The sequence below is a fragment of the Paraburkholderia sediminicola genome, assembly GCF_046027355.1.
Lineage (GTDB): Bacteria > Pseudomonadota > Gammaproteobacteria > Burkholderiales > Burkholderiaceae > Paraburkholderia > Paraburkholderia sediminicola_B.
Map to the genome: position 1 here is coordinate 193,278 of NZ_JAQQEK010000001.1, position 24,409 is coordinate 217,686.

At 60.6% G+C, this 24,409-nt stretch carries 20 protein-coding genes; 6 read left to right on the plus strand and 14 right to left on the minus strand.

Annotated elements, in window-relative coordinates; translation table 11 throughout:
- Positions 1 to 13: 13 nt before the first annotated feature.
- The 3 genes from PQR42_RS00915 (at position 14) to PQR42_RS00925 (ending at position 4,196) form a co-directional block, all read left to right on the plus strand.
- A complete protein-coding gene (locus PQR42_RS00915) occupies positions 14 to 1,210 on the plus strand; it encodes a M20 aminoacylase family protein (RefSeq protein WP_408384910.1) in 1,197 nt (398 codons plus the stop codon).
- Positions 1,211 to 1,245: 35 nt separating this feature from the next.
- Entirely contained in the window at positions 1,246 to 2,706 is a 1,461-nt protein-coding gene (locus tag PQR42_RS00920; RefSeq protein ID WP_408384908.1) for an aldehyde dehydrogenase family protein, read from the plus strand.
- Between the two features lie 161 nt (positions 2,707 to 2,867).
- Positions 2,868 to 4,196, plus strand: a complete 1,329-nt coding sequence (locus tag PQR42_RS00925) for an NAD(P)/FAD-dependent oxidoreductase (RefSeq protein ID WP_408384906.1) — start codon at positions 2,868 to 2,870, stop codon at positions 4,194 to 4,196.
- Between the two features lie 132 nt (positions 4,197 to 4,328).
- Here the strand turns inward: PQR42_RS00925 and PQR42_RS00930 are convergent, their stop codons facing one another.
- Both PQR42_RS00930 and PQR42_RS00935 read right to left on the minus strand, forming a co-directional pair.
- The gene (locus tag PQR42_RS00930) at positions 4,329 to 4,640 is read right to left on the minus strand and encodes a hypothetical protein (RefSeq protein WP_408385187.1); all 312 of its coding nucleotides are present in this window, start codon (positions 4,638 to 4,640) and stop codon (positions 4,329 to 4,331) included.
- 117 nt (positions 4,641 to 4,757) lie between these two features.
- The gene (locus tag PQR42_RS00935) at positions 4,758 to 6,338 is read right to left on the minus strand and encodes an aldehyde dehydrogenase (NADP(+)) (RefSeq protein WP_408209814.1); all 1,581 of its coding nucleotides are present in this window, start codon (positions 6,336 to 6,338) and stop codon (positions 4,758 to 4,760) included.
- 425 nt (positions 6,339 to 6,763) lie between these two features.
- Here PQR42_RS00935 and PQR42_RS00940 point away from each other — a divergent pair, with 425 nt between their 5' ends.
- Entirely contained in the window at positions 6,764 to 7,165 is a 402-nt protein-coding gene (locus PQR42_RS00940; protein WP_408209642.1) for a BON domain-containing protein, read from the plus strand.
- A 219-nt stretch (positions 7,166 to 7,384) separates the two neighbouring features.
- Here PQR42_RS00940 and PQR42_RS00945 read toward each other — a convergent pair whose 3' ends face one another.
- The 11 genes from PQR42_RS00945 to PQR42_RS00995 all read right to left on the minus strand — a co-directional run bounded on the left by PQR42_RS00945 (position 7,385) and on the right by PQR42_RS00995 (position 21,779).
- On the minus strand, positions 7,385 to 9,124 hold the full coding sequence (locus PQR42_RS00945) for an ATP-binding protein (RefSeq protein ID WP_408384903.1): 1,740 nt from the start codon (positions 9,122 to 9,124) through the stop codon (positions 7,385 to 7,387).
- A gap of 336 nt (positions 9,125 to 9,460) precedes the next feature.
- Complete coding sequence (locus PQR42_RS00950; RefSeq protein WP_408385163.1) at positions 9,461 to 10,375, minus strand: helix-turn-helix domain-containing protein; 915 nt, start codon at positions 10,373 to 10,375, stop codon at positions 9,461 to 9,463.
- A 561-nt stretch (positions 10,376 to 10,936) separates the two neighbouring features.
- Positions 10,937 to 11,758, minus strand: a complete 822-nt coding sequence (locus PQR42_RS00955; protein ID WP_054042100.1) for an alpha/beta fold hydrolase — start codon at positions 11,756 to 11,758, stop codon at positions 10,937 to 10,939.
- A 390-nt stretch (positions 11,759 to 12,148) separates the two neighbouring features.
- Positions 12,149 to 13,282 (minus strand): FAD binding domain-containing protein, encoded by a 1,134-nt coding sequence (locus tag PQR42_RS00960; RefSeq protein WP_408384901.1) that lies wholly within the window; start codon positions 13,280 to 13,282, stop codon positions 12,149 to 12,151.
- Between the two features lie 26 nt (positions 13,283 to 13,308).
- A complete protein-coding gene (locus tag PQR42_RS00965) occupies positions 13,309 to 15,573 on the minus strand; it encodes a xanthine dehydrogenase family protein molybdopterin-binding subunit (protein ID WP_408384899.1) in 2,265 nt (754 codons plus the stop codon).
- Entirely contained in the window at positions 15,570 to 16,082 is a 513-nt protein-coding gene (locus PQR42_RS00970) for a (2Fe-2S)-binding protein (RefSeq protein WP_408384897.1), read from the minus strand. The genes PQR42_RS00965 and PQR42_RS00970 overlap by 4 nt, the downstream gene beginning before the upstream one ends.
- Positions 16,079 to 17,368, minus strand: a complete 1,290-nt coding sequence (locus PQR42_RS00975) for a c-type cytochrome (protein WP_408384895.1) — start codon at positions 17,366 to 17,368, stop codon at positions 16,079 to 16,081. Before PQR42_RS00975 ends, PQR42_RS00970 begins: the two co-directional genes overlap by 4 nt.
- A 74-nt stretch (positions 17,369 to 17,442) precedes the next feature.
- Positions 17,443 to 18,552, minus strand: coding sequence for an alkene reductase (locus PQR42_RS00980; RefSeq protein ID WP_408384893.1), 1,110 nt, complete (start codon positions 18,550 to 18,552; stop codon positions 17,443 to 17,445).
- A gap of 151 nt (positions 18,553 to 18,703) precedes the next feature.
- Positions 18,704 to 19,918, minus strand: coding sequence for an MFS transporter (locus PQR42_RS00985; protein WP_408384891.1), 1,215 nt, complete (start codon positions 19,916 to 19,918; stop codon positions 18,704 to 18,706).
- 62 nt (positions 19,919 to 19,980) lie between these two features.
- Positions 19,981 to 21,129, minus strand: a complete 1,149-nt coding sequence (locus tag PQR42_RS00990) for an FAD binding domain-containing protein (RefSeq protein WP_408493537.1) — start codon at positions 21,127 to 21,129, stop codon at positions 19,981 to 19,983.
- Positions 21,126 to 21,779: a DsbA family oxidoreductase gene (locus PQR42_RS00995; RefSeq protein ID WP_408384887.1), complete on the minus strand. Its 654-nt coding sequence runs from the start codon at positions 21,777 to 21,779 to the stop codon at positions 21,126 to 21,128. The genes PQR42_RS00990 and PQR42_RS00995 overlap by 4 nt, the downstream gene beginning before the upstream one ends.
- A 118-nt stretch (positions 21,780 to 21,897) precedes the next feature.
- Here PQR42_RS00995 and PQR42_RS01000 point away from each other — a divergent pair, with 118 nt between their 5' ends.
- Complete coding sequence (locus PQR42_RS01000) at positions 21,898 to 22,830, plus strand: LysR family transcriptional regulator (protein WP_408209613.1); 933 nt, start codon at positions 21,898 to 21,900, stop codon at positions 22,828 to 22,830.
- A 46-nt stretch (positions 22,831 to 22,876) separates the two neighbouring features.
- On the opposite strand, the gene PQR42_RS01005 is transcribed toward PQR42_RS01000, so the two are convergent.
- A complete protein-coding gene (locus tag PQR42_RS01005; RefSeq protein ID WP_408209610.1) occupies positions 22,877 to 23,395 on the minus strand; it encodes a Dps family protein in 519 nt (172 codons plus the stop codon).
- 305 nt (positions 23,396 to 23,700) lie between these two features.
- Between PQR42_RS01005 and PQR42_RS01010 the strand changes: the two genes are divergently transcribed.
- Complete coding sequence (locus PQR42_RS01010) at positions 23,701 to 24,390, plus strand: hydrolase (protein ID WP_408209609.1); 690 nt, start codon at positions 23,701 to 23,703, stop codon at positions 24,388 to 24,390.
- Positions 24,391 to 24,409 lie beyond the last annotated feature (19 nt).

Consider the following 24,409-nt stretch of genomic DNA (forward strand, 5'->3'; position numbering starts at 1 on the left):
GGAGAGAGCCGACATGTATCTGATACCGGAAATCGAAGCGTCGCACGAGGAGATCAAGGCATTGCGACGAACGATTCATGCGCAACCCGAGCTGCGTTACAAGGAAATGAAAACGTCACAGCTCGTTGCCGACAGTCTTGAACGGTGGGGTCTGAAGGTCTGTCGCGGGCTCGGAAAAACGGGCGTCGTTGGCGAACTGACTCGCGGGACGAGTTCCCGGCGCGTTGGGCTGCGCGCCGATATGGACGCGCTTCCCATTACTGAAAACAACGCGTTTGGACATCGGTCGCAGAACCCCGGGTGCATGCACGCGTGCGGGCACGATGGGCACACCGCGATGTTGCTCGGCGCGGTCAAGTACCTGGCGGCGTACGGGAGTTTTGACGGCACCATCGTCTTCATCTTTCAGCCGGCCGAGGAAGGCGGCGCCGGGGCGAAAGCGATGATCGACGATGGCTTGTTCGAACAGTTTCCGGTCGATGCCGTGTTTGGCATTCACAACTGGCCGGGCATGCCGGAAGGACATTTTGGCGTGCGCGCAGGCCCACTGATGGCCTCCAGCAACGAATTTCGCATCACCGTGAAAGGTGTTGGATCGCACGCCGCGATGCCGCACATTGGCAGCGATCCGGTCTTCGCCGCGGTCCAGATTGCGAACGGATTGCAGGCGATCATCACGCGCAACAAGAAGCCGCTCGACACAGCCGTGTTGTCGATCACGCAAATTCACGGTGGCGACGCCGTCAACGTGGTTCCGAACGAGGTATGGCTCGGCGGCACGGTGCGCACGTTTACAGTCGACACCCTGGATCTGATCGAACGGCGGATGAACGCCATTGCAGACGCGACCGGTGCAGCGCACGGGTGCGAGGTGCTTGTCGAGTTTCAACGGAAGTATCCACCGACTGTCAATGATGCGGAGCAGACGCGATTTGCCGTTTCCGTCATGGAGGAGGTGGTCGGCAAACAGAACGTCGACGCGTCGGTCGAACCGACCATGACCGGCGAGGATTTCTCGTTCATGTTGATCGAGAGGCCCGGATGCTACGCGTTTCTCGGCAATGGCGACGGCGCGCATCGCGATGCGGGGCACGGGATGGGACCGTGTACGCTCCATAACGCCAGCTACGACTTCAACGATGCGCTGCTGTCGGTCGGCGCGACTTACTGGGTGAAGATGGCAGAAAAATTTCTGCCGGTTCGTTCGTAAATGAAAGGCTTTTTCTGTCTACGGGATGGGATGCAATGACTTCCACTGCTTCGAGTAACGACAGTATCACCGCGGCCATACCCAAAAGTCTCTATATTGACGGTGCCTGGACGGCACCGGTACGCTCCCGAACCGTTCCCGTCGTCAACCCCGCGGTCGGGAAGTCAATTGGCGATATCGCGGTTGGCGCGAGTGAGGATGTCGAGCGTGCGGTGCGGGCAGCACGAGCGGCGTTTTCCGCGTGGTCCGTCACTCCGGTCGCCGCGCGTGTCGCGATGCTCGACAAGATCTACCACCTCATTCTCGAGCGCAAGGAACTGCTGGCGCAGGCGATCATGACGGAAATGGGCGCAGCGATATCGTTCGCGCGCGCCTCTCAGGTGCCTCTTGCAGCCGAGCATATTCGCGTGGCGCGGGACCTGGCGTCGAGCTATCCCTTTCTCAAGGTTGAAGGACATACAGCCATCGTCCGTGAGCCGATCGGTGTGTGCGCCTTGATCACGCCCTGGAACTGGCCGCTGTACCAGATTACGGCGAAGGTTGGACCGGCACTCGGCGCGGGGTGCACGGTCATCCTGAAGCCCAGTGAGTTATCGCCATTGAGCGCCGAACTCTTTGCGCAGATCGTGCACGACGCTGGCGTCCCCGCCGGGGTTTTCAACCTCATCCAGGGCAGCGGCCCGGAAGTGGGTGAAGCGCTCGCCACGCATGACGATATCGACATGATTTCGATTACGGGCTCCAACCGGGCCGGCGCGTTGGTGGCGCAGGCGGCGGCAGTCTCGGTAAAGCGCGTGACCCAGGAATTGGGAGGGAAGTCCCCGAACGTCCTGTTGCCTGATGCGGACTTCGCGAGAGTGGTCCCGCTGGGCGTCATGTCTGCCTTTCGTAATGTGGGGCAATCCTGTAGCGCCCCCACCCGGATGATTGTCCCGCGCCATCGGCTTGCAGAAGTGGAGCCCCTTGTTGCAGCCATCGTCAATGCCATCGTGGTGGGTGACCCTCGTTCTGAGAAGACTGTTCTTGGACCGATCGCCAATGAAGCGCAATTTCACCGCGTACAAGCGTTGATCGAGGCAGGCATCGCCGGTGGCGCCAGGCTGATATGTGGCGGGCCAGGACGTGTGGAAGGCCTCACCGAGGGCTACTTCGTGCGCCCGACCGTTTTCTCCGACGTCACAAGCGATATGCGAATCGCACAAGAAGAGATCTTTGGTCCTGTCTTGAGCATCATGCCTTATGACACCGTCGACGATGCCATCGTCATCGCGAACGACACGAAGTATGGCCTGGGCGCGCACGTCCAGAGTCAGGACCTCGATAGTGCACGCGCTGTGGCATCGCGCATCCGGTCGGGTCAAGTCCATATCAACCATCCGGCCTGGGATCCTCAGGCGCCATTCGGCGGTTACAAACGTTCGGGCAATGGTCGCGAATATGGCATATACGGGTTCGAAGAGTACCTCGAGACCAAAGCTATCCTGGGTTACGTCTGATTTGCTTTGTAGCCGTTGCTCTTTTGGAGAACCCAGGACCTCCTGTGAGGCGTCTTGCAAGCTTTCGAATTGGCCCGGTAACTTCGAGACATCAGCCAGTAGCCCGCACACCGCAAGACGTTCTTGCCAACGACCGAAGTTTCATCTTTTCCAGATCCTACATGTTGCGAGTCGACGAAATCGCAGATAGTCCGGTTGTTCCTGCTGAGGTGGATGTCGTCATCATTGGCGGCGGCATTATCGGGACAACCACAGCCTACGAATTGGCGCGTCAGGGCGTATCCGTTGCCCTGGTTGAAAAGGGGTTCATTGGCGCCGAGCAATCGGGGCGCAATTGGGGCTGGGTCCGCCAGCAGAACCGCAGGCATGACGAGTTGGTCATGGCGATGCGCAGCCTCAAGCGCTGGTCTGAAATCGGTGATGAGATTGGTCGCGACCTTGGGTTTCGACGTCAAGGCAGTCTTTATGGAACAACGAGCGAGGCGGATGTCGCCAAGTGGGAACAGTGGGCCGTCCGCGCAAAGGAAATCGGCTACTCGTTCGATATCTTGTCGGCAGCGGAAATAAAATCGCGCATTCCGAATAGCACAGCCCCGTGGGTCGGTGGTCTTTGGTCGCCGACCGACGGGTTGGCCGAGCCGAGCATGGCCACCCCCGCGATTGCCGAAGGGGCAAAAAAACTCGGCGTGTACGTGTTACAAACCTGCGCGGCGCGGGGTTTGGATATCAGTGCTGGCCGTATATCAGGTGTATGGACCGAGCGTGGTCTGATTCGGGCGTCCACGGTCGTGTGCGCCGGTGGCGCGTGGAGTTCCCGCTTGTTGCGACGCCACGGGATCGAGTTGCCTGTGGCGAATGTCGTTGGTACGGCCATGCGAACGTCGCCGGTTCCAGAGTTGCCGGGCGGGACGTTCAATGGTCCGGGTTTCGCTCTGCGGCGTCGGCTGGACGGTGGCTATACCGTTGCGGTTCCGGGGTACGGTCGCATGGAACTGGCACCGCAAGGCATGCGCTATGCGCTGAAGTTCTATCAGACGTATCGCGCCGAACTGACGAAGAAACTGAAGATCCGGATAGGGAGCAGTTTCTTCAACGGCCCCGAGGCGGCGGGCAGTTGGGCGTTCGATGAGATATCGCCGTTCGAACGCATGCGAGTGCTCGACCCCGCGATCGACGAAGAATGGGTGGCCCAGGCGGTGATCAATCTCACGGAGTGCTTTCCCGAAATGAAGGGCGTGCGGATTTTGCAGGCCTGGGCGGGACTGATCGATACCACGCCCGATCTGGTGCCGGTCATTTCAACGGTAGACGGTCTGTCCGGCCTGGTCGTGGCGTCCGGGTTCAGCGGGCATGGTTTTGGTCTGGGGCCGGGAGCAGGGCTGCTTGTGTCGGAAATAGTCTTGCACAAGACGCCATATTCGGACATCACGCCGTTCAGTTTGAACCGGTTCAGGAAAGGTACGAAACTCATCCGGCCCGAGATGATGTGAAGCCGTGCGATTTTGGGTTGTGGTGCAAATAGCGATCAACGAATCGGTTAGAGTGTCGGCCCGACCGATTTGAGAGCCCGCGATGAGCAAGCTGAAGAGTCTGACATGCAGTTCCTTGATCGCGCCGACCAGCTAATGGACGGAGGCGCTGATGCTGGGCAGCTTGATAATATTGGTGTCAGGCAGGAGGGTGAGGCGACCGAGATTCGTGTTCGAATTCTGCCGGAGTTCGGTTTCTTGATCATGCAATGTCACGCGACGGACTCCGCGGCCTGAAACCGCGCTTTCGGCAAGTTGGTTTCGAATCCGCGCTGTGGACTGTACTGGTTCGATGATGTACGGGCGATCGATATCCATGGACAGCGAGCGGCGCCGGAGAAGTGACAATGATAAGACGACTTCGCGGAAATCGGCCTGACGTACGCGTGGACTGGCGCGCGTCATGACAAATTGGCATCACGGTCGCGCGCTCAAGACGTCTTATCGGATGGCTTCGCGTGAATATCGGGCGATGAAGCGGCGCGTCTGAAGCGGGCGTTCCGTTTTTTGGCGAGTTGAACGCTAACGCCGCTCCAATTCGCCATCGCGCACGCGCCATAGAGACAACGGATTGTTGTCCTGTAGCGCAGGAGGTAGCAATTCCGGCGGTAGATTTTCATAGCAAATCGGCCGCAAGAAGCGTTCGATTGCGGTCGCTCCGACGGACGTAAAGCGACTGTCGGAGGTCGCCGGATACGGTCCTCCGTGTACCGTCGCGTAACCAATCTCGACCGTGTTAGAGAATTTGTTTGCGAGGATACGATTTGTCTTGCTTTCGAGCACTGGGATCAGGCGTCGGGCCAAGTCGAGATCGGTTGATTCCATATGCAACGCCATGGTCAGTTGGCCGCGCAGACTGGCTGTCAGTTCGATCAATTGATCCTCGCTCTCGCAACGGATGAGGACGGCCGCTGGACCGAACATCTCGCCGGCAAGCTCGGGCGCGGCGAGTACTTCAGCGGCGTCAACTTCGAAGATTTCTGACTGCCCTTCTAAACGGCCTTTTGGCGCGGTTCCTTTCGCGATGCTGACACTCGTTTTGCCTTCTCGACTACGTTTCGCTTCACGGTTGAAGTTGTCGTAAATTCCGCGGCTGAGCATTGTTTCCGCACGTACCGCCGACAATGTTCCCGCCAATGCGCCACGCAACTGCTCGAATCCCACGCCATCAATCGCGACGATCATGCCTGGCTTCAGGCACATCTGGCCAACGCCCGCCGTCATACGTTCGACGAAGTGCGCAGCAATGTCTGGCGCGCGGGTGCGCAATGCGCCTGGTAGAACGAAGTTGGGATTCACACTTGTCATTTCGGCGAAGACGGGAATTGGCACCGGACGCGCCGCACCACGGCGGACGAGTGCCATGCCGCCACTTTCCGAGCCGGTGAAGCCAACAGCCCGAATAGCCGGATGATCCACAAGTGCCTCGCCGACCGCGTTGCCGTGTCCGATCAGCAGTGAGAACACGCCTTCGTGCAGGTTGCATTCCTCGACGGCAGCCTGTATCGCCTTGCCGACCAGTTCTGATGTGCCGAGGTGTGAGCCGTGTGCCTTGACGACGACGGGGCAGCCCGCCGCGAGCGCCGATGCCGTATCGCCGCCCGCCACCGAATATAGGATCGGAAAATTGCTTGCACCGAATACGGCGACGGGGCCGAGCGGTATCTTCTGCATGCGCAGATCGGCTTTAGGCACAGGCCGACGCGCGGGATCAGAGGAATCGATCGTCGCGTGACGCCAGCGGCCGTGGCGTACCACGTCGGCGAACATTTTCATCTGCGCAGCCGTGCGCGCGGTCTCGCCCTTGATACGCTCAACGGTTAAACCCGTTTCACTTACTGCGCGTTCGTAGAGTCTATCGCCGAGCGCAAGCAGATTGTCGGCCGCGCGTATCAGGAACGCGCCGCGAGTTTCGGGTGAAGTGTGCCGATATGACTCGAACGCTTGTAACGCGAGCGTGCAGGCTTCATCCACATCGTTCAGCGTCGCGATGCCGAAGGACGGTTCGATTTCGGTGCCGAGGCGTGGGTCGAAAGCCTTGATATTGCCTGCCGTTCCGAAGCGCGATACACGGCCGATCGACATTTCACCGGTAACTTTAATCATGAGTTTCTCCAAGTTCTTCAAACAAACGTGTTATCCGGACATGGCAAACGCATGCGTCTGCCGGTATGCCCGACTCACCCGGCACGACCAGGAGTTCGCCTTCTTGCTATACACGTGTATTGACGCGGACTAAAGCGTGTTGTCGAAGGGCCGCATGAGGCAAAAGCGGGACCGCTCCTGCAGGATAGTTCATCGAGGCATTCTCTCGGCGCATGTCGGCGCCGTCACCATGCTAAGGCTGTGTGGGTTGCTCGTCCTTAAGCCTGATTAAAAAGTCATTAATTCGGCTTGTGAATATCGGTGTCTTACTTGGCCCATTCGGTTAACAAGTGTTAATAACGTTTCACTAACCCCGGGGCAGCGGAGCTGATTAAGATGAAGCGGTTGCAACGGGAGCGAGCTCACCCGCGCTGACATGGCCTTTGCGGCCGATCTCAATTCAATCCAGTCAACAGGAAACCATCATGCGAATTTCAGCACTTGTCGCGACTTGCGCTGCCGTCGTCGCGCTCGTCTCAAACGCAGCCATTGCACAATCGAGTAATGACGCCGTGGCATCGCAACCCGCCGCAGGAATGACGAAGGCGTCGATCCGTTTGCAGAACCGGCAATTGTCGAAGGCTGTTCGTCACGCGCTGTATTCGACCAAAGGGTTGAACGCCAGCAACATTGCGGTGCTCGTCAAAAACGGAACCGTTTCTCTGGTAGGGACGGTACCTGATGCAGCACAGATTCAGGTAGCGGGCGATGTTGCCAAACGTGTTCCGCATGTGGCGGCCGTCGACAACCGTGTGATCGTTGAGGAAGAAGGCGGCGGCCAGTAATTAGTGGGCCGCCGGATGCTTCGGCGGCTCGCCCGAACAGTGCCGCGCATACCCATACCCGAACGATAGGGCACGCCACGGGCCCTATACGTCGACCCACCGGCAAGCTGTCGTATGCGGCAAGCAGGGGGCGCCGATTTCTGCGGGGTGCAGCTTTAGTCCACGCATATGAACTCGCTCCTAGTCGGTGCATTCGGTCGCGAGCGTGAATATATGCCGTCAAAGTTCGGCCGACTTCGAGACGGGTCCACGAACATAAGGCCGTGCCGACGCCAAGGCGGCGCGCACGCGCATTTCACTTGCGACATCGACCGATCTGGCGGGAAGGGTTTCTAGCGCATCGACTGCTTGCGCAGCGCGCGTGCAGCACTCTTCAATCATGCCGCAATCGAGCAACGTGCCGACCAGATTCGACGCGAGTTCGACGCCGAGAAGCGGATCGCCGTCGGGTGAAAACGCCCAATCGAAGGCACTGCGCGCGTCGTCGAGCGTCTGTCGAAGATCCGGTGAATTGTCTGTGCCACACAGAATCGTCTCGTTCGAGCGGGCCTGGAAGCAACTGGAGAGATAGCGGGCACTACGCGAAGTGATTTCCTGCTTTTCGCCTTCAGCCTGTAGTTTCTCCAACGCATACGCGCGGGTCGATTCGGACAAGCGATATTTCGCCACGGGACCATCGAACTCGACATTGACGAGCGATTTGGCCGCGAGTTCACTGATGCCGCAGATCACGCTTCCTATCGTCAATTCCGCGTCGCACACGACCGCGCACATCGCCTCGAAAGTGAAATTGCCACCGAATACCGCGAGACGGCGGAATAGAGACTTGGTGCTTGGGTCGAGTAGCGCGAAGCTCCAGTCGAACGTTTCGCGTAAGGTTTGATGGCGCGGTAGCGCGGTCCGATAACCGCCCGCCAGAATCGCCATGCGGTCATCCAGCCGCCGATACACGCCTTCCAGGCCGAGCGAGACGATGCGCGCAGCTGCCAGCTCGATGGCCAGTGGGATGCCGTCCAGGCGGCGGCAGATCTCGCCGACGAGCTGGATATCCAGGCTTTCCGCGTCCCCTTGTCCCTGCAACGAATTGGCCCGCATCAGAAACAGATTCACCGCCGAACGCTGCAAAATCTCGGCGTCGGTGGAATGGGGCGGTGGAACATCTAGCGGATCGACCCGAAACACCGTCTCGGGCACGATACGAAGCGGTTCTCTGCTCGTGACGAGCACACGCAGTAAAGCGTTCGCTGCAATCAGTGACTCCACGGTCTCCGCCACATAGCCGATAACATGCTCCGCGTTATCTAGCAGAAGGAGCCTGCGGTTTTTGCCCAGCGCTGTCGCGACCTGCTCAATATCGGGCTGCTGGCCAGACATGGGCAGCCCGCACCCTTCGACAATTGCGGCGAGGACGGCCTCGTGTGTGTTCAACGTGGCCAGTTCGACTAGACACACAGGTTCGGGAAAGTCCGGCGCGGCATGGCGTGCCGCTTCGATCGCGAGACTGGTTTTGCCGATGCCGCCGGCGCCGACCAGCGTCAACACATGGGTTTGGTCCAGCATCGCGCGGATCTCGCTGACCGCTCTATCGCGCCCCACGAAGTCGGTTTTGGGCGACGGCAGACGGCGCCCGCAGGACGTATGTGAGTCGTCTCCTTCTGGCGGAGATTTTTTTGGCGCTTGTAGAAGCTGATACCCGCGACCGGGGACGGTGAGGATCAGACCCCGGTCCGGGCCGAGTATTTTTCGCAGCGCAGAAAGGTGGACATGGATGTTGTTCTCTTCGACTATGGTCTCCGGCCAGACTGCATTCATCAACTCGTCTTTCGTGACGAGACGTCCGGCCGCTGATGTGACCACGGCGAGAATGTCGAAAGCGCGGGACCCGAGGCGCACGACTTCGCCGCCTTGCCACAAAGTGCGCATCTCCAGATCGATTTGAAAGCGGCCGAGTTCGATCATGTCAGTTTCAGGTGCAGGAACAATGAGCGTGATAGGGAAATGAAGTGAGGTGCTGACGGAGCACGCGTGTGAGCATTCGCATGGGCGTGCACCTCGCTGCGAGTCTTTGCCTTACTGCCCTCCTGCGACTTTGTTGAACTATTCGCCGATACAGAACGACGGGATACGCCGCGGCACGCTCGAACGGTCATCATTGACCTGATCGAAAGGTACCTTGGCTAAAAGGGCGCGTCTTGTCTGTTAGTGCGATGCTTTGTATGAAAGTCTATCGGTACGCACCAGGACCGCTGATCGATCTATCGTGCCAACGTTTGATCGAAGCGAAGTGCGCATTGCTCAGCGGCGTACCTGCCGACGCCACGATCCCGGCGGAGTGCCAACCATTTGCGAAAAGGTTCGCGTGAAGTGGCTTTGATCGGAGAAGCCGCACGCGACGGCGATTTCCGACAGAGATGAGTCCGAGTGTTTGAGCAGGTCGCGCGCGCGATCGATACGACGCTCGAGCAGCCATTGATGCGGTGTGCGATCTGTGGTTTCACGAAACGCGCGGATGAAGTAGCTGCGTGACAGATTGCATGCGTTTGCGATCTCTTCGATCGAAACATTCTCCTGCGCCTTCGCGAGCAGCATGTCTTTGGCTCGAGCTTCATGTAATCCGGAAAGTCGCCGGTTTTTCTGATTCGATCGAGAGGGCGCGTTGCCATATCGATCGAGCAAATGCGTCCCGATTGTGACGCCCAGTTGCTCGACAAAGAGTGGGCTTGCCTCGCTCTGGCTATCGAGTGTGAGCGCCAATACCTGCGCGAGGTGGGCGAGGATGGGATCTTTGCGGCCGGCCACCGATGAAAGACCTGGTGTGTTCGATCCGAATCGCTCGTAGCAAGTGTTCGTGATGAAAGCGCGTGAGAGTTCCACCAGAAGGAAATCGAACCCGCCCTGCAACTCGGCTCTATAGTCTTCTGCGAAGTCGCGAATATAGACCGAACCCGTGTCGAAGTCGTGTGTCGTCCACCTGTGCCCAGAAAAAAGGCGCCGGCGATGGCCGGCCTCCAGTGACACACCGATAAGAAAGCCGCGATCTGAGGCAGGCATGTCGATCGCACTCGTCTTGTCGTCGCGCGTGCACTTGCGCAGAAACTTGAACTCACCCATGTCGAGTTCGAGGTCCTTGTGTAGCTGACTCGACAGGCATCCTAGCGAGTCCTTCGGTCGTACTGCTGTGGCGGTGGAAGTTTGTGTATCTTTAAACATGATTCGTAACCTCGGCTCGTCGCGTTGCAGTCTTACTCCAGGGTAATTTAACCGAAAATTAAGGAGTGTAAGAGTCCTATCATTGTGGCGTATTTGGCTATAAAAATACAAAATATGGGTTAAATTTTTTTAAATGCGCCGATATTAAGAGGTGTTTCCTCTGCATAATCGCTTGCCAGCAGTCGATCCGCAATCTGCGGATTGAATTTTTCTCAACGAAAGCGTCGTCAATGTGCCACCGTTTCTATTTTGGTCTCGACATATGACGTGACTGGGAAACGACAAGGGCGTGGGGGCTTTGAAGCAGAAATGCCGGGAATAGCCGATCGCTGTGCAAAGCAGTATCGGGGTCCGGTGTACACGTGACTGACGCAGGAGATCGTCCGAGGGCGCGAGTGCGTCGGTACGAGGAAGGCGACTTGCAGTCCACCTTGCGTGGACATGTGTATCGGGAAGCAGGATCGCGCGGTTGCGGGCCTCGGCTGCGCTAAACAGCCAAGGCCCCGCGCATCTGCGGGGAGTGCCGCGTTTAACGCTGCAAGCGCAGCGCGCTAATGCGCTTTAGCTCTGCAGGAACTCTAGCAGATCGGCATTGACCTTGTCCGCTTCGGTTGTGCACATGCCATGAGGCGCACCCGCATAGACCTTCAATGTGGCGTTCTTCACGATTTTCGCCGACATGCGGCCGGCCTGGTCGATCGGGACGATCTGGTCGTCGTCGCCGTGAAGGACCAGCGTCGGCACGTCGATTTTCTTTAGATCAGCGGTGTAGTCGACCTCCGAGAACTGCTTGATACATTCGTACTGGCCTTGAACCGAGCCGAGCATGCCTTCGCGCCAGAACTCGTCGATCGTGCCTTGCGAGATTTTCGCGTTGGGCCGATTGAAGCCGAAGAACGGCACAGCGAGGTCCTTATAGAACTGCGAACGGTTGCTTGCGACACTCGCACGAATGCCGTCGAACACAGACATCGGCAGGCCGTTCGGATTGCTTTCGGTCTTGACCATGATCGGCGGCACTGCGCCGATCAGCACGACCTTGGCAACACGCGAGGTGCCGTGGCGGCCGATGTAGTGTGCGATCTCGCCGCCGCCCGTCGAATGGCCGACGAGCATGGCGCCCTTCAGGTCGAGCGCGTTGATCACCGCAGCCAGATCGTCGGCGTAGGTGTCCATGTCGTTGCCGTGAGACGGCTGGTCGGAACGGCCATGGCCGCGGCGGTCGTGGGCAATGACCCGGTAGCCTTTCTGCACCAGGAACAGCATCTGTGGATCCCACGCGTCGGCATCGAGCGGCCAGCCGTGCGAGAAGACGACCGGCTTGCCGCTGCCCCAATCCTTGAAGAAAATGCGCGTACCGTCTTTAGTCGTTACCGTGTTCATCGTATGACGCTCTCCATGCTGTGGGTTGGATGAATTGCCCGCGTGTGCACTGCCGCTGGCGGACGCAGCGGCCATCGCGACGGTCGGTACGGCCATTGCAGCGATCGCCGCGCCGGCTGCTCCTGCGCCCGCCACAAGCATCTGCCGACGATTCGCCGATGGAATTCCCGATTGATTAGTCATTTTTTCTCCAGTCTTGTGATGTTGGTGGATGTGTCGTCGTGACGATGCGTGACGGGACATCACGGGGTTCAATCGTACGGATTCGGTAGTTTTTTTCGAACTTCAGAATCCTTAAATCTTATTAACTTGAAGCGCATGTGTGATCGTCGAGGAAGAAGGCGCTCAGTAAGCGTGCGGCCACCGGATGCGTGGGCGGCGCTAATGCGATCACTGTGACGGATAGCCGAGCCCGAACGATTGGGCAAGCCGCGGACCCTTCTGAAGCAGGGGCTCGACAGCGCTCCGCCGCGCGGTGGCCCAATCGTGGAGGCGCTGCACGAGGTCCGTTTGACGCGTAGCGAGCGCTTCGGCGAGGCTCACGGCGTCGTCGGCGGATTTCGAGGTGCCCGAGCCCGTGTGGGGCCGCAGCGTGCACGCGGCGTCGCCCACCAGCGCGATGCGCCCTTTGGCGAACGAGGGGCTCAGGGCGTCGGAGATGGCTTGCAGGAATGGCGTGTCCGTCGCGGCCACCAGTTGCGACAACGTGCGCGGCAGCCCATCGAGCGCCGCTCGATGCAGATACGCAAGCGACTGCTCCGACAGCTCGCCGGGCGAGACTGATACGTGGTGCCGGTGACCGTCGCGTCCGGTCAGGAACGCGCCGATCGATGACTCGTCCGGTTCATTTCTGTACCAGAGCCAATTGAACCGGCGCGTGCCGGACTCGAGCGAGCCGTTCAGCGCAGGAATCAGAAACGTCATGAACAGTGCGGCATCTGAACGGTAGAGCGTCATGTTCTCGATCAGATCCACGACATCGACGCGGTTGAAAGCGCTTTCACTCACCACCCCGCGCCACGCAATGTAACCCGCGTACGACGAAGCGTTACCGGGAAACAGCATGGAACGAAGCCGCGAGCCGGTGCCGTCGGCGGCGATCAGCATGTCTGCGCGAACCGGCGCCGCGCCGTCGTCGAAACGGATTTCGACGCCGTCCGCGTCTTCGGCAACACTCGTTACGTTGCGCCCGTAGTGAAGCGCACCGGGTGGCAACATGCTGCACAGCGACCGGTAGACGGCGTCCCACGATGAAAACGGCAGCAGCTCGGGATCGTCGCGTGTCACATTGCCGTCGATATCGATCCAACGCCGTCGGTGCGTCGGCACCGCAAGCATCGCGCGGGTTCGATGGCCGTGCTGTTCGAGAAACCGCAGCATCTGCCGCAACACCACGACTCCGCCGCCGCGGCCCCGCAGCGGCCCTGCGGAGCGCTCGTAGACATGCACGTCGTGACCCGTGCATGTCAGCGTCAAAGCGCATGCGAGCCCTGCGATTGAACCGCCCGCGATTGCAATTTTCATGCTGTTAGCGACGCCATGTCGATCCTCTATACGTCTATTTGCCGGCGCAAGCTGTCACCACCCAAAGGCATGTCGCGCAGACGTTTTCCGGTTGCATCGAATAGTGCGTTGCCGAGCGCGCCGGCGGTCGGTCCCATCGACGCTTCCGCTGCACCGAGAAACGGCGCACCAGGACGATTGATGAGATGGACGTTCAAACTGCGCGGAACGGCGGAGAAGCGGAGGATCGGGTAACTGCTCCAGTCGAAGCTTCTGATTCTCTCGGTATCGAACTTCAACTCTTCGTAAAGCGTCCAGCTTGCCGATTGAATCACGCCGCCCTCGATCTGGTTGCGGATGCCGTCGGGGTTGACGATCTGCCCGGAGTCTACCGCGACCTCGGCGCGTTCGAGAATCACCTGACCCGTCTCGGGCACGACGGAAATCTCAACGGCCATGGCCACATAAGCCATCAGGTTCTTGTATTTACCGAAGGCGAAGCCGACGCCGTGATTCGGCTTACGCGGCGCGCGCGGCCAGCCGAATTTTGCAGCGGCGAGCTGAATGACCGCGCGTGCGCGCGGGTCCTGCATATGCTTGAGCCGGAACGCGACCGGATCGGCGCCGGCAGCGGCGCTCAACTCATCCATGAATGTCTCGATCGTGAAGACGTTCATGTGCGCGCCGAGTGAGCGCATCGCCGACGTATGCAACGGCATGGTCGGCGAGAAGTTGTTCATCACATGCAGGTTCGGGAACGTGTACAGCGGAATCGCGTTGCGGTCGCCGCCGCCCTCGGGCTGCACCATCGGCACAGACGGCGCCGACACGAACGGTTTCTCCAGCATGGTCGCCGGAACGAGCCGGCCCGCATTCACGATCCGCTCGTTATGCGAGCTGCTCCACAACGCATAGTTCCAGCCCACGATGTTTCCGCTCGCGTCGAGCGAAGCGGTCACTTCGGTGATCATGGCGGGCGTGAAGTGGTCCCACGTGTGCTCCTGTTCGCGCATCCATTGCACGCGAACCGGCCGGCCGGCCATTTCGCGGGCGATCAACGCGGCGTGTGCGGCTACGTCGTCCGCGCCGTTGTGGCCGTAGCATCCCGATCCTTCGACGTGAATGCAGCGTACGTTCTCCTTGGGCAGCGACAGCATTTCCGCCAGGCCATCGCGCAGCGGATAGACGCCTTGCGAGTGAGTCCAGACGGTCATGTTGCCGTCCTTGAATTGCGCGACCGAGCAGGAAGGGCCGATCGAACCGTGCAACATATAGCGCTTGGTGTACTTTGCGCTCAGCGTTTTCGCAGCCGTTCCGGCCGCGCCCTGGGTGTTCGCGATCTCGATGTGTTCGGTGGCGATCTGCTTCAGATCACGGTGCACAGTGGCTGGGTCGGGCAGGGCGCGCCCTGCGCTCCACTGGCTTCCCGCTGCCAGCGCACGTTGTGCCTGCACGGCCTGCCATTCGCCTTTGGCGACCACCGCGAGCATGCTGCCGTTTCTGATGACGTTGACCACACCCGGCATCTTCAGAATGTCGGGTGTGTTGGTCCGCAGCAGCTTCGCGTCGTAAACCGGTGGCAGCACTACACGCGCATGCAGCATGTCCGGCATGAACATGTCCTGAACATAACTCGGGCCGCCGGTCACCTTGCCGGGAATGTCCAGCCGCGGCAATGACGTGCCGATCACCGCGAACGTTGCGGGGTCTTTCAACGGCGACTCAGGCGAGGCCATGCGATGCAGACCGGCGGCGCCGACCGCTTCGCCATAGGTCATCGTCCGGCCATCTGGCGCTGTGATGATCGCGTTGTGGGCTTTCAGCACGCCGCTGCTGACACCGAAGCGTTTGGCCGCTGCGTCGACCAGCAGCCCCCGCACCTGGGCTGCGGCGTTCAACAATGCGCTGCCGCTGTCGGCGATGGTGTGACTTCCCGCCGTGAGTCCTTCGTCCGGTGAGGCGCCCGTGTCGGCGGTCAGAAACGTGATCAGCGAGGGCGCCATGTCGAGCTCTTCTGCCGCGATCTGCAACAGCGCGGTGCGCACGCCGGTGCCGAGTTCGACCTTGCCGGTGTAGACGGTGACTTTGCCCGCTGCGTCGATCTTGATCCACGCGTCGAGAAAGGGGTTGGTCTTCAGGCTGCCCGCGAGCGTCTCGGTCGCTTTGGCAACGTGCACGGCGGCGCCTTCGTCCGCGATCACTTCTTGCGCCATGGCCTTGACGACGGGGAACAGACTGAAGCTCACCACGAGCGCGCCGGACATCATGAAGCGGCGGCGTCCTTCGTTGATATCGTCTTCCTTGACGCTCATTGCGTGCCTCCGTGGCTCGCCGCGCCGTGAGGCGGCGTGGGCGCAGCGCCTGGTCCGGGCAGGTGCGCGACTTCGCGGATCGCGGCGAGGATACGCATATGGGTCCCGCAACGGCACAGGTTCGGCTCCATATGCTCGCGCAGTTCGCGCTCGGTCGGCTGCGGATTGCGGTCGAGCAGCGCCTGCGCGCGCATGATCATGCCGGCGATGCAATAGCCGCACTGTGCGGCCTGGTGCTCGATGAAGGACTTCTGCAGCGGACCGGGACGGTCGGCCGTGCCGAGACTTTCGATCGTGCGAACAGCGCGGCTGCCTATCGACGACACGGGAATCAGGCAGGAAAAGACCGCCCGATCGCCCACGATCACCGTGCATGCGCCACATTGTCCGAGCCCGCAGCCGAACTTCGCGCCGTGCAGGTGCAAATCATTGCGCAGCGCATAGAGCAGTGGCGTCGACGGATCGATATCCAGCGTGTGCTGCACGCCATTGACGGTAAGGTTGATCATCGCGCCTTGTTCTCCTCTCGGATTTTTGCCACGGTGGCTTCGACGTCGTTCCACGGGCCGCGCTGTGAATAGGTCGCGCGAATGTAGGACGCCAGATCGGCGATTTGCTGATCGTCATAGACCTCGCTGAAGGCCGGCATATAGTTCATGCTGTCCTCGCCGTGCCAACCGTTACCGCTCAGGATCATCTGAGCGGTGTTACGTGGCGTCGGGGCATTGACGGCAGTGCTGAAAGCGAGCGTGGGGCGCTCGCCGATCGATTGCATCGGCGCGGCGGGGCCGTGGCATTGCGCGCACGACGCGGCGAACAGGAATGCGCCGCGTTGCGCCGCAGGCGATGGTTCGCCATGTGCTGCAACGTCGGCAGACGCATTCGCAACGGCCGGCTGCGCTTTCTGTATTGACAGGATGTACGCGGCAATCGCGTTCACGTCCTCCTCAGGCACGGTGGCGAGGTCGCGCGTGACGGGCAGCATGGGACCGGCCGCGGCACCGTGTTCGCTTGCACGACCGCTGCGCAGATACATGACGAGCTGTTCCTTGGTCCACGGTTTCGGCGCCGAGCCCAGTGCGTTCAGTGGGGGAGCTTCCCAGCCGTCGACGATGCCGCCGTCGAATGCATGTCCCGATTTTTCACCGCCAATCGCATTGAGCGGCGAATGGCATGAAGCGCAGTGTCCGAGGCCGTCGACCAGCAGCTTTCCGCGATTCCACTCGGCATCTTTCGAGACATCCGCGGCCTGCTCGCCGGCGTGAAGGAACAGCACGTTCCAGAAGGCTAGCAAGGGACGGAAATTGAGCGGGAAGATCAGTTCGTTCGTGGGCGCGTTCGCGTTGACCGGCTCACGCGTCATCAGATACGCGTAGGCCGCCGAGATGTCGCTATCGGACATGCGCGTGAAGTGAATATAAGGAAACGCGGGATAGAGCAGGTGACCATCGCGGGAGACGCCGTGACGCACCGCTCGCGTGAACGCTTCCAGCGACCAGTTGCCGATGCCCGTCTCGGCGTCGGGCGTGATGTTGGTCGCGTAGATCGTCCCAAACGGCGTCGCAAGCGGCAAGCCGCCGGCGAACGGCTTGCCGCCCTTGGCGGTATGACAGACGATGCAGTCGCCCAGCGCCACGACTCTCGCGCCGGCGAGCTTCGTCCGCGCATCGAACGACGAAGCCGGCGGAGGCTGTATGGGGGCGATGGCGGGCTTCCACATCAGCAGCGTGGCGACGATCAGCGCCGCCAGGATGACTACGCCTCCCACCGCCAGCAATTTAGGCTTTCGAGTCATTCACCCACCTGTCACAGAAGTCTTGAATCGAGTCTGCACACCGCGCTGTGTGCGCGGCCGACGGGATGCCTCCGTCATGCCTGAGCGCCGCTGCTATGGAACGGGTAGTCGATATAGCCGGAGTGGTCGCCGCCATACCAGCCGACGGGCTTCGGCGTCGCCAGCGGTGCATGGGTGGCAATGCGTTCGACCAGATCGGGATTGGCGATATACGCGCGAGCAAATGCGACCAGGTCGGCTTCGCCATCACGGATCAATGCATCAGCCTGGTCGATGGAGATGCCGCCGTTGAGCATCAGGGTGCCGGAGAAAACCTTGCGCATGCGTTCGATGATGCGCGGCAAATCCGGTGCGCCGCTCCAGCCGTTCGTATCCGCCGCGTGAAGGTAGGCGACGCCGAATTCGCCGAGCATCTTGCCGACGTAGTCATAGGTGCCGTCCGGATCCGCGTCGCGCACATTGTTGTAGTGCGCATACGGCGAAATGCGGACGCCGACGCGATCGAGGGGGACCACTGAACCGATCTCCGTGAGCGTGTCGCGAAGGAAGTTGGCGCGGTTCGCCAACGAGCCGCCGTATCGGTCATCCCGCCTGTTGGTGGTCGACGAGAGGAATTGATGCGGCAGATAGCCGTTTGCCGCGTGCACTTCGACACCGTCGAATCCGGCTTCGATCGCGTTGGCCGCGCCTTGCCTGAACTCCGCTATGGCGAGCTTCACTTCGTCGGTCGACATCGCGCGCGAGGGTGTTGCGTGGATCTTGGTGTACTGGCCGTTTTGCAACTGCGCCCACACCTGCAACTGCTCGAGATCGTCGTTCAGGCCCGAGGGCGACAACGGCGCATCGCCGTCGAGCAACGCGAACGAACCAACCCGTCCGCCGTGCCACAGTTGCATGAAAATACGGCCGCCGGCGGCATGCACCTGACTCGTAATGTTGCGCCAGCCGGCGATCTGCTCGGCTGTGATGATGCCAGGTGTGAGCTCGAAGGCGGCCGACGCCGAACTGACATTGGTCGCCTCGGTGATGATCAGTCCCGCCGACGCGCGCTGCGCATAGTACTGCGCCATCATGTCCGTCGGGCGGCCGCGCTGCGGTGCGCGCGAGCGTGTCATCGGGGCCATCACGACGCGATTCGGTAAGCGCAGCCCATGCAGGTCGTGAGCGCTAAGAAGAGGTGACATGATTGTTCCTTTTTGCGAACGATTGAGCGTCGTTCAGAAGCGTGACAGTACTGAGCAGCGTATCGATGACGGCACAAGAACTCCTGAAGCCACGCTGAATTTTTGTGAAACCGGAGAGTTTCTGTCCGGCTTCCTGAATAAACCTATTGCGTTAGGCCTGGCGGGCGGCGTGCGGACGGCCGATCGCCAGATAGTGAACGAGTGCGACGAGCGGGAAGGCGGTGGCGACGCCGGCGACCAGCGGCCAGCCGCCGTGCTCATAGAGCGGGCTGGCCAGCGCCGAGCCGAAGGCGCCGCCTACAAAGATGCTGGTCATATACAGCGCGTTCAGACGGTTTCTGCTCGCGGCATGCAATGCATAGATTTCGCGTTGTCCCAGCACCATGTTCATCTGCACGGCAAAATCGAGGACGATGCCGGTCGCGACGAGTCCCACTACGCCCCACGCCGGATGGATCAAGGCCGGTGTGTAGGCGAGCGCGCCCACGACGAGCGCGATCAACGTCGCGCGCACGGTATGCCCTGCGTCGGCCAGGCGCCCCGCAACCGGTGCGGAGGTCGCGCCGATCGCACCGACCAGCGCGAAGATGCCGATGGCGGTTTGCGAGAGCCCGAACTGCCGGGTTAACTCGACCGGGATTGCGGTCCAGAACAGGCTGAACGAAGCGAACATCAACGCCTGATACAACGACCGGTGACGCAGAACCGGCATGGTGCGGACCAGATGACCGAGCGAGCCGATCAACTGGAAATAGGTGGCCTTGTGGTCCGGCTGGCGGCGCGGAATGGTCAGCGCGAGCACGCTCGTGACGATCGCCATGACGACGGACGCGGTACCGAACACTGCGCGCCAGCCGAAGTGCCCGGCGATCACGCTGGAAATCGGCCGGGCCAGCAGAATGCCGAGCAACAGCCCGCTCATGATGGTGCCGACGACTTTGCCGCGCGTCTCGTCCGGCGCGAGGTGAGCCGCGAGCGGAATCAGAATCTGCACGGCGACGGAGCTGAAGCCGACCAGCAACGAGATCGCGAGGAACCAGCCCGGCTGATGAGTGAAGGCTGCCGCGCCAAGGCTTGCGATCGACACCAGCGCAGTGGTGATCATCAGCTTGCGGTTCTCCAGCAGGTCGCCCAGCGGTACGAGAAAGAACAGCCCGAATGCGTAGCCGATCTGCGTCAACGAAACGATCAGGCTGGCCATGCCGCTGGACATGTGGATGTCCGGCGCGATCAGTTCGGTGATCGGTTGTGCGTAGTAGAGATTCGCGACGATCGCGCCGCAGCAGAACGCGAACAGCGCGATCAGGCCGCGTGTCAGCTTGACTGCGCTTGCGTTGCCAGCAGTGGGGGATGCCTGGGTTGACATGACAACTCCGTGAAATCAGAAAATGGATAGACGTGAATTCGTAAGTAAGCTCAGATGCTCGCTCAGCGAGCGATGTTCATTGCCCGGTCGCCGAGCGATATGCCTAGATCGGTCATCAGCCTGCCGCGTTGCAACTGCTGGTTTTCCCAGCGCTTGAGTACCGAATCGATGGTCGCCCCGGCCTGCCACGTCGCCGCCAATGCAAGCGCGAGCGCATGGGCATTGGCGGCGGCCTTCGCGGTGCTGCCGGCCGTGTGCGGCCGTGGAACCGAGGCGGCGTCGCCGAGTAGTACGACCCGGCCGAACACCATCTGCGGCGCGCGCAGGTCGACGATCGGTTGCATGAACGGTTCTTCTGTCGCATCGACGAGCGCGCGAAACGTCGGCGCAAGCAGCGCCTTGGCGTCATCTCGAAGCTGCTCGATGTCGGCGTTTTTGGTCGTGCCCGGCGGCAACGAGAATGGGCGCGCGGCGCCGCGACGGTCGATCAGAAGCCTGTCGAGTTCTTCGCGGCTGTATTTGCGGTACCACACCCAGTTCCAGCGGCGCTCGCCGACCACAGTCGAGTCGTTCTCACCCGGAATCAGATAGGCGAGTGCCGAGTGCTCATCGCCGTGCTGAAACGTAAAACGGTCGCGCAGCGTATCCGCCGCGAAGAGCGGCAGATCGGGCTCCGCAACGAGCCCGCGCCATGCCACATAACCCGCGTAAACCGGAACCACCTCGGGCAGCAGGCGCCGTCTCAGTGTCGAGCGAATGCCATCGGCGCCGATCAGCAGATCGGCCCGCTCGCTGCGCCCGCTTTCGAACTGCGCAACGATCTGCTCGCCCTCCGTGCGGAAGTCGGCAAACGTCTCGCCCGTATGGAGCGATAGGGCAGGCAACGCATCTCTCATCGCCCGGTACAGCAGGCTCCATGAGGTCTGCATTTGCGGCATGAACAGTTGCTCGACGCGATTGTCGTCGCGGTCCAGATAGATACGCTCGCCCGACGCCACGCCCGGAGGATCGGGCAATACCACACCGGCGAAGTGGAGGGCATCCAGAACATCCGGCTGGAGCACGATGCCGCCGCCGCGGCTGTCGAGTTGATTTGCCGACGTCTCGAACACGTCGACATCCCAACCGGCCGCCCGCAATGTGGTGGCCGAGAACAGTCCGCCGAGCGAGCCGCCGATCACAACGGCACGCGGTTTCGGGAGTGATCTCATGCTGCGCTCCGCTGCACAGCCGAACGCAGCGCATTGGCGAAGATGGCGGGCGGCTGTGCACCGCTGATGAGTTCGCCCGCAATCACGATGGTGGGCACAGCCTGAACGCCGAGCTTGTCTGCGCGGTTGCGCGCCGCGTCGATTTCCTGATTGCCGGCGGCGGACTGCAGGTACGCGCGAACCTGGTCCGCGTCGAAAGCGTGGTCGGCGGCGATGGTAACCAGCGTGTCGAGTGAACCGATGTCGCGCCCTTCAGCGAAATAAGCGGCGTAGATGCCGTGATAAAGCGCGGCAGTTTTCTGCGCTTCATTTCGGTCCTGGGCGAACTGCATCAGCCGGTGCGCGAGACGCGTGTTCGGCGTACGCAGCACCTGGTTGTAGTTGAACTGGGCGCCCGCCGTCAGACCCGCGGCCGCGACCTGCGCGTCCATGTTTTGCGAACGCGCCCAGCTGCCGAATTTGCGGGTTCGATAGCTGCGTCGGTCCGTGCCTTCGACTGGCATCGACGGATTCAACTCGAACGGCACATAGCGGATCGAAACGCTCGAGCCGACACCGGATTCGTCGAGTGCCGCAACGAGATTCCGTTGGCCGATCCAGCACCACGGACAAATGAAGTCGTAATTGACCTCGACCTGAATGGCTTGCATGTTGCACCTCTCACTAGGTAACGCAGGCAGCTTAATCGTTGCGAGAAGTTTGCTGAATGGGTCTAAAATGCAATCCAACGTTGCATATAGCGCAACCAAACCATCGTTAAGGCCGTTTATGGACAAGTTCCTCGCCCTGAATACGTTGCTGGAAGTGGCCGACGCTGGCGGCTTTTCAAAGGCTGCCCGGCGTCTGGGCGTGGCCACCTCGTCGGTCACGCGCCTGATGGATTCGTTGGAGGCCGCGCTGGGTACCGCGCTTCTGACCCGCACACCGAGAAAGGTCAGTCTCACGGACGCCGGCATTGCATACGTCGAGCAGGTCGGCAAGGTGCTGGACGATCTGGCCGAAGCGGACGAGAGCGTATTCGACAGCGGCGCTTCGCCCGTCGGCGCGCTTCGCATCGCGGTGCCCTCCACCTACAGCCGGCTGCGGCTCGCTCCGCATCTCGCGGCTTTCCTGTCCGACTATCCTCGCGTGTTCCTCGACGTCGTCGTGGCCGATCACTACGCCGATCTCGCGCTCGACAGAATCGACGTTGCGATACGGATCGGCCTGCCCAACCGCGACGCCAACCTGGTTGTCAGAAAGCTGGCGGACAATCCGCGCTATGTCGTTGCCAGCCATGACTACCTCGAACGCAGCGGCATGCCGCAAACGCCACAGGCACTCGATGCACACGAGTGCCTTCGCGTGGCATACGGCGGCGGCTATCGAACACGCCAGGTCTGGACCTTCCGCCGCGAAACCGTGGAGGAGCGAGTCGAGGTTCGCGTTGAAGTGCGCGGCCATCTGCTGTCGAACAGTCTCGACATCCTGCTTGACGCCGTGCTGGCGGGGCGTGGCATCGCGTTGCTGCCTGAATGGCTGGTCGCCGCCGAAATTCGCGCGGGACGCCTGATGCGCCTGTTTCAGAACTTCGAGGCGAGTCCTCATAATGGCGACGCAGTCGTCTACGCAGCGTATCTGCCCAATCGCCGCCATTCCAGCAAAGTGCGCGCACTCGTTCAGTTTCTCGAATCGCGGGTTCACACTTCGCTGGAAGGTTGAGCCACGGCGTGCTCACGCCTTGCAAGCGTCTTCGCATCACACACCGTTATGCGTGACGTCCCGATTCGAACAGGAACCACACGCGCTGTTCTGCTTCGTCGATCCAGTTTTCGAGCAGGCTCGCCGTCGCGACATCGTTGTACTCGCCGCACAGCGAATGCGTCTCGCGCATGTAGCCGGCGAGCGCCAGATTGTCCTCGCGCAATTCGGCCAGCATGTCGCTGGGCGTCACGAAGTCCGCATCGTTGTCGAGAATCCGCTGCAGCTTTGTGATCTGCCCGGTGGAGTGCAGCGTTTTGCCTCCGAGTTTGCGTGCTCGTTCCGCTATCGGGTCCGTCGTTGCGAAGATCTGCTCGGACTGCTCGTCGAGCAGCAGGTGATAGTCGCGGAAGTACGGCCCCGACATATGCCAGTGGAAGTTCTTCGTCTTCAGATACACCGCGAACACGTCGGCTAGCAAGGTCGTCAAAGCGGCGGCAATGTCGCGGGTCGCCTCTTCGGTCAGGCGGGTTGGCGTTTTAAGCGGGGCCGCGCGATGGGCTGCTGCGGTAATTGCTTCTTTCATAGCGAGTCCTTTGACGTGTCGATAGATACAACGTGTGAGTTCCTGAATCCGGCAGCTCGCATTGTAGGAACGCGGGATACGTAAAGTCCTGCAAAAAACATGAAATGTTCTGAACCGGGAATAAAGATGCCCGCGTCGCGATCAGTCGAGGATCTCTTCCCGAAAGTTTTATTTAAGAACTATTAAGGGTTTTGCCAAGGACTCGGCGAACAGCCAGTGGCTAGACTGGGCCTCAGTTTTCTCGCACTTCAAGCGAGTGCGGCCTGTCCTCCCATGTTCACCAAACTTTTAGGAAGTACAAAGCCATGGCAAATCCGAAACTTGAAGTCCTCACGCCTGCAAACTCGCAGATCATCTTCATCGACCAACAGCCGCAAATGGCTTTTGGGGTGCAGTCCATCGACCGTCAGGTACTTAAGAACAACGTAGTAGGACTCGCGAAGGCAGCGCGGGTGTTTAACATTCCCACCACTATTACGACAGTGGAATCCGAAAGTTTTTCTGGCTATACGTACCCGGAGTTGCTGGACGTATTTCCGGAGCACAAAGTGCTCGAGCGCTCGTCCATGAATTCGTGGGACGACCAGAAGGTTCGGGACTCGCTTGCTGCGAACGGCCGAAAAAAGGTGGTGGTGGCAGGTCTGTGGACTGAGGTTTGCAACAACACTTTCGCGCTATGCGCCATGGCCGAAGGTGAGTACGAAATCTATATGGTCGCCGACGCGTCGGGTGGCACCTCGAAGGACGCGCATGACTATGCAATGCAGCGAATGATTCAGGCCGGCGTGGTTCCGATGACCTGGCAACAGGTGCTGCTCGAATGGCAGCGCGATTGGGCGCACAAAGAGACCTACAACGAAGTCATGGCGATTGCCAAAGAGCATTCGGGGGCGTACGGGATGGGCGTGGACTATGCCTACACGATGGTGCACAAGGCTCCCCAGCGCGCGGCGGGGACGCACGAGGTTCTGGCACCGGTGCCCGCAAAGAAGTAAACAGTCGCGACGAGCGCCC

Coding starts and splice junctions, on each gene's coding strand:
- PQR42_RS01005 (WP_408209610.1), bottom strand. CDS start 23,395: ATGAAAGAAGCAATTACCGCAGCAGCCCATCGCGCGGCCCCGCTTAAA.
- PQR42_RS00925 (WP_408384906.1), top strand. CDS start 2,868: ATGTTGCGAGTCGACGAAATCGCAGATAGTCCGGTTGTTCCTGCTGAG.
- PQR42_RS00945 (WP_408384903.1), bottom strand. CDS start 9,124: ATGATCGAACTCGGCCGCTTTCAAATCGATCTGGAGATGCGCACTTTG.
- PQR42_RS00950 (WP_408385163.1), bottom strand. CDS start 10,375: ATGTTTAAAGATACACAAACTTCCACCGCCACAGCAGTACGACCGAAG.
- PQR42_RS00960 (WP_408384901.1), bottom strand. CDS start 13,282: ATGAAAATTGCAATCGCGGGCGGTTCAATCGCAGGGCTCGCATGCGCT.
- PQR42_RS00930 (WP_408385187.1), bottom strand. CDS start 4,640: ATGACGCGCGCCAGTCCACGCGTACGTCAGGCCGATTTCCGCGAAGTC.
- PQR42_RS00970 (WP_408384897.1), bottom strand. CDS start 16,082: ATGATCAACCTTACCGTCAATGGCGTGCAGCACACGCTGGATATCGAT.
- PQR42_RS00920 (WP_408384908.1), top strand. CDS start 1,246: ATGACTTCCACTGCTTCGAGTAACGACAGTATCACCGCGGCCATACCC.
- PQR42_RS00985 (WP_408384891.1), bottom strand. CDS start 19,918: ATGTCAACCCAGGCATCCCCCACTGCTGGCAACGCAAGCGCAGTCAAG.
- PQR42_RS00980 (WP_408384893.1), bottom strand. CDS start 18,552: ATGTCACCTCTTCTTAGCGCTCACGACCTGCATGGGCTGCGCTTACCG.
- PQR42_RS00915 (WP_408384910.1), top strand. CDS start 14: ATGTATCTGATACCGGAAATCGAAGCGTCGCACGAGGAGATCAAGGCA.
- PQR42_RS00975 (WP_408384895.1), bottom strand. CDS start 17,368: ATGACTCGAAAGCCTAAATTGCTGGCGGTGGGAGGCGTAGTCATCCTG.
- PQR42_RS00955 (WP_054042100.1), bottom strand. CDS start 11,758: ATGAACACGGTAACGACTAAAGACGGTACGCGCATTTTCTTCAAGGAT.
- PQR42_RS01010 (WP_408209609.1), top strand. CDS start 23,701: ATGGCAAATCCGAAACTTGAAGTCCTCACGCCTGCAAACTCGCAGATC.
- PQR42_RS00990 (WP_408493537.1), bottom strand. CDS start 21,129: ATGAGATCACTCCCGAAACCGCGTGCCGTTGTGATCGGCGGCTCGCTC.
- PQR42_RS00995 (WP_408384887.1), bottom strand. CDS start 21,779: ATGCAAGCCATTCAGGTCGAGGTCAATTACGACTTCATTTGTCCGTGG.
- PQR42_RS01000 (WP_408209613.1), top strand. CDS start 21,898: ATGGACAAGTTCCTCGCCCTGAATACGTTGCTGGAAGTGGCCGACGCT.
- PQR42_RS00965 (WP_408384899.1), bottom strand. CDS start 15,573: ATGAGCGTCAAGGAAGACGATATCAACGAAGGACGCCGCCGCTTCATG.